This is a genomic window from Rhodoblastus sp. 17X3 (assembly GCF_030056575.1).
Lineage (GTDB): Bacteria > Pseudomonadota > Alphaproteobacteria > Rhizobiales > Beijerinckiaceae > Rhodoblastus.
In genome coordinates, this window is the sequence record NZ_JASHHX010000032.1 from 20,205 (window position 1) to 27,520 (window position 7,316).

The window sequence follows — 7,316 nt, forward strand, 5'->3', positions numbered from 1 at the left end:
TCCTCATTTTTTGCCGCTCACTGGGCCTGAAAGGCGAGGCCGAAATGACGTCCGATGCTCCGCCTGCCGTCGCCGCCGGCTGGTCGCTGGCTTATCGAACCGCCTGCGCGGGCGACGGCGAGGCTCCCGAATTCCACGCCTTCTGTCGCGGCGAGGATTTCGGCGCGCCCCGGCGCGGCGCGCTTGCGGTCCTGACGCGCGGCGATATTTCCGGCCTTGCCGCCGGCGAAGCGGCGCAGATCGCCGGGCGCCTGTTCGCGGAAGGCTATTTCGGCGCGCTCGGCACGCTTGGTCCGGCGCGCGCCGCCGCCCGCGCCCTTTCCAGCGCCAACGCGTGGATGTTCCAGCAGGCGCGCAGCGATCCGCAGCGGCGCGGAATGGCGGCCTCGCTTTGCGCTATCCTCTTTCCGGCGGGCAAGAAGCTGCTGGCGCTGAATCTCGGCGATAACCGCATCTATCTCCGGCGCGGCGGCCAGACCCAGCTCTTGACCCGCGATCATCTTCGGCCGCTCGCCTCCGGCGGCGAGGCGCTGGTTCGGGCGCTCGGGCTCGACGAAGAGGCGCAGGCGGATGTCGTCGAGATCGAGGCTCAGGCGTCCGACCGGCTCGTACTGGTCAGCGCCGGGCTTTGGCGGGCAATGACCCCCGAGCGCCTCGAAACGCTGCTGGCGGGCGACCTGTCCGACGCGGCCCTGACCCGCGCGCGAGCGGCGGGCGCGGCGCTGGCGCTCGATGTGCTGGCGGCGCCGTCCTCCGCCCTTGAAGATATCGCGGCGGAGTTCGCGCGCCTCCCGATTCGGCCCCCGCCTCATGAAGGCGATATGCGGGACGGCTTCCTGATCGGCCGCACCATCTATCGTGGACGCTACACCCTGCTGAAACGCGCGCGCGATACGCTTGAAAATCGCGATGTCGTGCTGAAGCTGCCTCTGCCCGCGATGGGGCAGGACCCGGTGTTCCAGGCCGGCTTCCTGCGCGAGGCCTGGATCGGCGCGCGGACGCGCAGCCGCTGGACGGTGGACTATCTCGATCTTCGCGCCGAACGCCGAAGCAGCCTCTATCTCGTCATGCCTTATTATCGCGGCGCGACGCTGGAAGACCGCCTCAAGACCTCGCCGCCCGTGTCGATCGCCGAGGGCGTCGGCATCGGCATCAGCCTGTGCGACGCCATCGAGGATCTGGCCAAGAAGCAGATCGTCCATCGCGACATCAAGCCGGAAAACGTCTTCCTGCTCGAAACAGGCGAGATCAAATTGCTCGATCTCGGCCTCGCCGCCCTCCCGGGGCTTGACGATTCCGAGGCCGACGCGTTGGGCGGCACGACGCGCTACATGGCGCCGGAGCTGTTTCGCGGCGCGGCGGCGGGGCAGGGCAGCGAGGTCTTTTCGCTCGGCGTGACGCTCTATCGCCTGTTCAGCGGCGGCGATTTTCCCTTCGGCCGGCGCGAGGCCTTTCCGCTCGCCCGCGCGCGGCGCGATCTGCCGCCCTGGCTTGGGCGCGCGCTGGCCAAGGCGATCGAATCCGATCCTTCGGCCCGCTTCGCCGATGCAGCCGCCTTCCGGCTGGCTCTGGAGCATGGATTGACGCATGAGGAATGGCGCGGGCCCCCGCAAAGGCGCTTTGGCGACAGCGTGAACGTCTGGCGCGCGCTCGCGGCTTTGCTGGCGCTCGCCTGCCTCGCGCTGGCTTTCGGGAGACGCTGACATGACCTCGCCCGTCGCGCAGCGGCACTCTCGGCTGCGCATGGAATTCGGCCTGGTCAGCGCGCAGGGCCGCCGCGCCAGCAATCAAGATTACGCCGCCTTCTGCGCCGGCCCGCCCGGAGGCCCGCGCGGCGCGCTGGCGGCGGTCGCCGATGGGCTGGGCGGCTACAAGGGCGGGCGCGAGGCGGCGGAGACGACGGTCCGCGCCTTTGTCGACGGCTATTACGGCGCCTCGGCGCGCTTCGCGCCGGCGCAGGCGGCGAGCCGCGCGCTCACGGCGGTCAACGACTGGATCGTGGCGCTGGGCCGGCGCGATTCCAATCTGCAGAACATGGCGACGACCTTCACCGCCCTGCTGTTCATCGGGCGGCAGGCCCATCTCGTCCATGTCGGCGACAGCCGCGCCTATCATTTTTCAGGCGACAGGCTGGAGCAGCTGAGCGTCGACCATGTCGCCGAAACGGGCGAGGCCGTTCCGCCCCTGCGCCGCGCCATCGGGTTCGAGCCCTGCGTGCGGATCGACCATGCGCGGGTCGAACTCGCGCCGGGCGACCGTTTCCTGCTGTGCTCCGACGGTTTGCATGGCGTGCTGTCGGCGGCCCGGATCGCCGAAATCCTGCGGAACGGAGGCGCGCCCCGCGAGGCGGCCCGCCAGCTTCGGGCGGCGGCGTTGGCGGCGCGCGGCGCCGATAATGTCACCGCGCTCGTCGTCGATATTCTCGACGCGCCGCCGGCCAGCCTTGATGGTGATGGGCAGCCCCCGCCGCAAGGGCGCGCCGAGCTGCAGGCCCGGCGGAGCCATGACGGCAATGCGCTGCTGTTCTGGCGTGTGGCGTCTTGTGTCTTGCTGGCGCTGCTGATCTTCGTTCTGTCCCGGCGCTGAACCAGTCTATGTTTCGCCGGTGCGCGAATAGACGATGACCGAGATCAGGCGGATCGGGAGCTTCTTGAGCTCTTCCGGGCCATGCGGGGCGTCGGCGTCGAAAAACAGGCTGTCGCCCGCGCTCATCGGATAAAGCTTGTCGCCGTGGCGGTAGACGACTTCGCCTTCGACGATATAGACGAATTCCTGCCCGCTGTGCTGGAAGATCGGAAAGACGTCCGAGGTCTCCGTCAGGGTGACGAGATAGGGCTCGACCACCAGCGACTTGCCGATCGAATGGCCGAGCAGGTGATATTGATGGCCCGCGCGGGTGCCGCGCCGCTCGATCGCCAACCCCTGTCCGGCCTTGACGAAAGTGGCGTCGCGCTGCTCCTCGAATTTGCGGAAGAACGCCGTCACCGGGACATTCAGCGCGCCCGACATGGCCTGCAGCGTGGCCAGCGACGGAGAGGTGGCGCCGTTTTCGATCTTGGACAACATGCCCGCCGAGAGCCCGGCCTGCCGCGCCAGATCGGCGACGGTCATGCCGAGTTTGATGCGATATTCGCGCACCTGCCGGCCGATGGCGACTTCAAGCTGGTTTTCCCTGGCGCCTGAAGTCGAATGCGGATCCTGATCTTTCATCGCGTCGCCCGATTTGTTTTTTTCATTATAGGAAACAAAGCTCCGCCCGGGCAATCATGGCAAAAGGCGAATCACGAAGGCGCGCGCTCGCTCTTGGGCGTCTGGCCGAAGCGGTTCCGGTAAACGCGGGAAAAATGGCTGCTGGCGGAGAAGCCGCAAGCCATGGCGACTTCGACCACCGGCAGGCTGGTCTGGCGCAGCAATTTCCGCGCGCGGTCGAGCCGCAGGCCGAGATAATGATCGGCCAAAGACACATGCAGATGTCTGGCGAACAGCCGCTCCAGCTGGCGCAGGGTCACGCCGGCCGCCTGCGCCAAAGCCTCGCGCGAAAGAGGCTCCTCGATCCGCTCCTCCATCAGCGCCAGCACTTTCAAAACGCGCGGATTGGCGACGCGGACGCGCTCGCGCAGCGAAATGCGCTGGGCGTCCTCGCCCGAGCGGGCCTGCGTGCGCAGGTACCATTCGCTGACCGCCAGCGCCAGGGGCGCGCCGTGACGGCGGGTGATGAGATCGACCATCATGTCGAAGGCGGCGAGGCCGCCCGCGCAGGTCGCGCGGTCGCCGTCGAAGACATAGAGATTGCGTTCCAGCAGCAGGTCGGGAAATTCCTCGATCAGGGCCGGGCCATGTTCCCAGTGAATGGTGCAGCGCCGCCTTTGCAACAGGCCGGCGCGGGCCAGAACATAGGCGCCGCCAGACATGCCGCCGACCGCCACGCCTGCCGCCGCGGCGGCGCGCAGGCGCGCGAAGGTCGGCTTGTGGTCGAAGGCGGCGGGATTGCCGCCGGCGCAGACGAAAAGCTGGTCGAGCCGCCCCGCCTCGTCCCACGCAAGGTCGGGCGCGATGTCCAGCCCGACCGAAGCGCGCGCGGGGGCGCCGTCGACGCTCAGATGCGACCAGCGATAGAGCGCGGCGCCGGCCAGCGCGTTGGCGGCGCGCAAGGGCTCCACAGCCGAGGCGTAGGACATCAGCGGAAAATCCGGCAACAGCAGGAAGCCGATGTGGCGGGTTTTTTCGTCGGGCGGCAAATGCGGGCCTGTTGGTCGTAAACAGGCTAGTAATAGTCGCTTTCAGGCAGGAGCGCAAAGCGCGGCGCGGGGATGATGGTTGCAGCGGCGGTCGCGCCGCGCTGCAGGCGGCGGAACTTCATGCGCTATTCGCTTTTCAACGTGATCGTCAACGGCTTGACGGGAAACCGCTTCGCGACGCCAGCCTGGCGCGATCCGGAGCCCAGGCCGTCCTATGACGTCATCATCGTCGGCGGCGGCGGCCATGGCCTCGCTACGGCCTATTATCTCGCCAAACATCATGGCGTCCGCAATGTGGCGGTGATCGAAAAGGGCTGGATCGGCTCCGGCAACGCCGGGCGCAACACCACGATCTTCCGCTCCAATTACCTGCTGCCGGGCAACGAGCCCTTTTACGAATGGTCCGTGAAACTCTGGGAGGGGCTGGAGCAGGAGCTGAATTACAATGTCATGGCGAGCCAGCGCGGCATTGTGAACCTGATCCATTCCGATGGGCAGCGCGACGCCTATGTGCGGCGCGGCAACGCCATGCGCCTCGCGGGCGCGGATTCCGAACTGCTCGACCGCGAACAGGTGCGGGCTCTGGCGCCCTTTCTGGATTTCGACAATGCGCGCTTCCCGATCAAGGGCGGCCTGCTGCAGGCGCGCGCGGGCACGGCGAGGCATGACGCCGTCGTCTGGGGCTATGCGCGCGGCGCCGACCAGCTCGGCGTCGACATTCTGCAAAATTGTGAAGTCACCGGTTTTCTGCGCGACGCCGACGGCGCGGTGACCGGCGTCGAAACCATTCGCGGAACAATTCGCGCCAACAAGGTCGCCCTGGCGGTCGCGGGTTCGTCGTCGCGGCTGGCCTCGAAACTCGGCCTGCGCCTGCCGATCGAAAGCCTCGTGCTTCAGGCCTTCGTCTCCGAGGGCGTCAAGCCGCTGGTTCCCGGCGTCATCACCTTCGGCGCCGGCCATTTCTACATCTCGCAATCCGACAAGGGCGGCCTCGTCTTCGGCGGCGATATCGACGGCTATAATTCCTACGCCCAGCGCGGCAATCTGCCGGTGATCGAGGATGTGCTCGAAGGCGGCATGGCGGTGATGCCGCTGATCGGGCGCTTGCGCCTGCTGCGGCAATGGGCCGGGCTGTGCGACATGACGATGGACGGCTCGCCGATCTTCGAGATCGGCCCGCTGCCGGGCCTCTATCTCAACGCCGGCTGGAACTATGGCGGGTTCAAGGCCACGCCCGCCTCGGGCTGGTGCTTCGCCCACATGATCGCCCGCGACGAGCCGCATCCGCTGATCGCGGAGATGCGGCTCGATCGCTTTCGCACCGGCCATGTCATTGATGAAAAGGGAGTCGGCGCACAGCCGAATCTGCACTGATGCTGATCGCCTGTCCTTATTGCGGCGCGCGCGACGCGCAGGAATTCACCTATCGCGGCGATGCGGCCCCGGCCCGTCCCGATCCGGCCTCGCCGGACGCCGAGGAAAAATTCCATGATTATGTCTATCTGCGCGATAATCCGGCCGGCGCCCATCGCGAGCTCTGGCATCATTCCGCCGGCTGCCGCCGCTGGGTCGAGGTCGCGCGCGACACGCTGACCCACGCCGTCGCGGCGACGCGCTTCCCCGCCGAAAAGGAAGAGCGCTCATGAGCCGGCTGCCGACAGGCGGTCTGATCGACCGCGCCCAGACCCTCCAGTTTGCGTTCGACGGCAAGAATTATTCCGGCTTCGGCGGCGACACTCTGGCCTCGGCGCTGCTCGCCAATAACGTCAAGCTGGTCGGCCGCTCGTTCAAATATCATCGCCCGCGCGGCATTGTCGGCGGCGGGACGGAAGAGCCCAACGCGCTGGTCGAACTGCGCTCCGGCGCGCGGCGCGAGCCAAACAGCCGCGCCACCACGGTCGAACTTTACGACGGCTTGGATGCGGCGAGCCAGAACCGCTTCCCCTCGCTCGCCTTCGATCTGCTGGCGGTCAACGGCTTGTTCTCGCCCTTTTTCGGCGCGGCCTTCTATTACAAGACCTTTATGTGGCCCAAGGCCGCGTGGGAGAAGCTTTACGAACCGGCGATCCGCCGCGCCGCTGGCCTCGGCCGCGCGGCCGACGCGCCCGATCCCGACCATTATGAAAAAGCCAACGCCTTTTGCGACGTGCTGGTGATCGGCTCCGGTCCCGCTGGACTGATGGCGGCGCTGGCGGCGGGGCGCGCGGGCGCGCGCGTTATTCTGGCGGAAGAAGATTTTCGTTTCGGCGGGCGCTTGCTGAGCGAAAACACGCGCGTTGACGATGTCGCTCCCGCCGATTTCGTGGCGAAATCCATCGCCGAATTGCTGAGCCTGCCCAATGTGCGGCTGATGAAACGCACAGCCGTGTTCGGCATCTATGACGATTGCTATGCGGCGATCGAGCGCGCCGGCGACCATCTGCCCCAGCCCGCGCCGTTCCAGCCGCGCCAGATCCTGTGGCGGATCGTCGCCAGGCGCGCCATCCTCGCCGCCGGCGCGCTCGACCGGCCCATTGTCTTTGGCGGCAATGACCGCCCGGGCGTGATGCTGGCGGCGCCGGTGCAGACCTACATCAATCGCTACGCCGTCGCGCCGGCGAAACGCATGGCTTTTTTCGCCAATAATGACGCCGCCTGGACGACGGCCTTCGACGCGGCGGATGCCGGCGCGGAGGTCGCGGCGATCATCGACACGCGCGACGCCGTGGCGCCGGAACTCAGCGCGGGCGCGCGGCAAAGGGGCCTGCGCGCGATCGTCGGCGGCGAGGTCTTCGCGACCCATGGCAAGATCCTCAAGGCCATCGACATTTATGCCGCCGGCAAGTCGGAGCGGCTCGCGGTCGATGGACTCGCGATGTCGAGCGGCTTTTCGCCCAATCTTCATCTCACCTGCCATCTTGGCGGCAAGCCGCAATGGAGCGAGGCGCTGGCGACTTTCGTCCCCGGCAAAGGGCCGCCGGGCCTGAGCGTCGCTGGCGCCCCCGCCCGCGCCAAACCCTATTACGCCCGCTTTCAATTATAAAAAAATAAACCTGGCGACCAATATTGGTACCGGTAATTATACGTTGTCGGCCGATA

6 protein-coding genes and 1 pseudogene are annotated in these 7,316 nt (G+C 67.2%); 5 read left to right on the forward strand and 2 right to left on the reverse strand.

Annotation, left to right across the window (positions count from 1 at the left end):
- The first annotated feature begins 44 nt into the window (after window positions 1-44).
- Both QM467_RS19005 and QM467_RS19010 read left to right on the forward strand, forming a co-directional pair.
- Window positions 45-1,703, forward strand: coding sequence for a bifunctional protein-serine/threonine kinase/phosphatase (locus QM467_RS19005; RefSeq protein WP_283367912.1), 1,659 nt, complete (start codon window positions 45-47; stop codon window positions 1,701-1,703).
- 1 nt (window position 1,704) lies between these two features.
- A complete protein-coding gene (locus QM467_RS19010; RefSeq protein WP_283367913.1) occupies window positions 1,705-2,586 on the forward strand; it encodes a PP2C family protein-serine/threonine phosphatase in 882 nt (293 codons plus the stop codon).
- A 6-nt stretch (window positions 2,587-2,592) separates the two neighbouring features.
- Here the strand turns inward: QM467_RS19010 and QM467_RS19015 are convergent, their stop codons facing one another.
- The gene (locus QM467_RS19015) at window positions 2,593-3,210 is read right to left on the reverse strand and encodes a helix-turn-helix domain-containing protein (RefSeq protein WP_283367914.1); all 618 of its coding nucleotides are present in this window, start codon (window positions 3,208-3,210) and stop codon (window positions 2,593-2,595) included.
- 71 nt (window positions 3,211-3,281) lie between these two features.
- Window positions 3,282-4,238: a GlxA family transcriptional regulator gene (locus QM467_RS19020; protein ID WP_283367915.1), complete on the reverse strand. Its 957-nt coding sequence runs from the start codon at window positions 4,236-4,238 to the stop codon at window positions 3,282-3,284.
- 120 nt (window positions 4,239-4,358) lie between these two features.
- Here QM467_RS19020 and QM467_RS19025 point away from each other — a divergent pair, with 120 nt between their 5' ends.
- From QM467_RS19025 to QM467_RS19035, 3 genes and pseudogenes are all read left to right on the forward strand, one after another.
- A complete protein-coding gene (locus QM467_RS19025; protein ID WP_283367916.1) occupies window positions 4,359-5,612 on the forward strand; it encodes a sarcosine oxidase subunit beta family protein in 1,254 nt (417 codons plus the stop codon).
- Window positions 5,612-5,884, forward strand: a complete 273-nt coding sequence (locus tag QM467_RS19030; RefSeq protein ID WP_283367917.1) for a sarcosine oxidase subunit delta — start codon at window positions 5,612-5,614, stop codon at window positions 5,882-5,884. The genes QM467_RS19025 and QM467_RS19030 overlap by 1 nt, the downstream gene beginning before the upstream one ends.
- Window positions 5,881-7,224 (forward strand): annotated as a pseudogene (locus QM467_RS19035) (2Fe-2S iron-sulfur cluster-binding protein); the annotation flags it as partial. The gene QM467_RS19030 and the pseudogene QM467_RS19035, both read left to right, overlap by 4 nt.
- Window positions 7,225-7,316 lie beyond the last annotated feature (92 nt).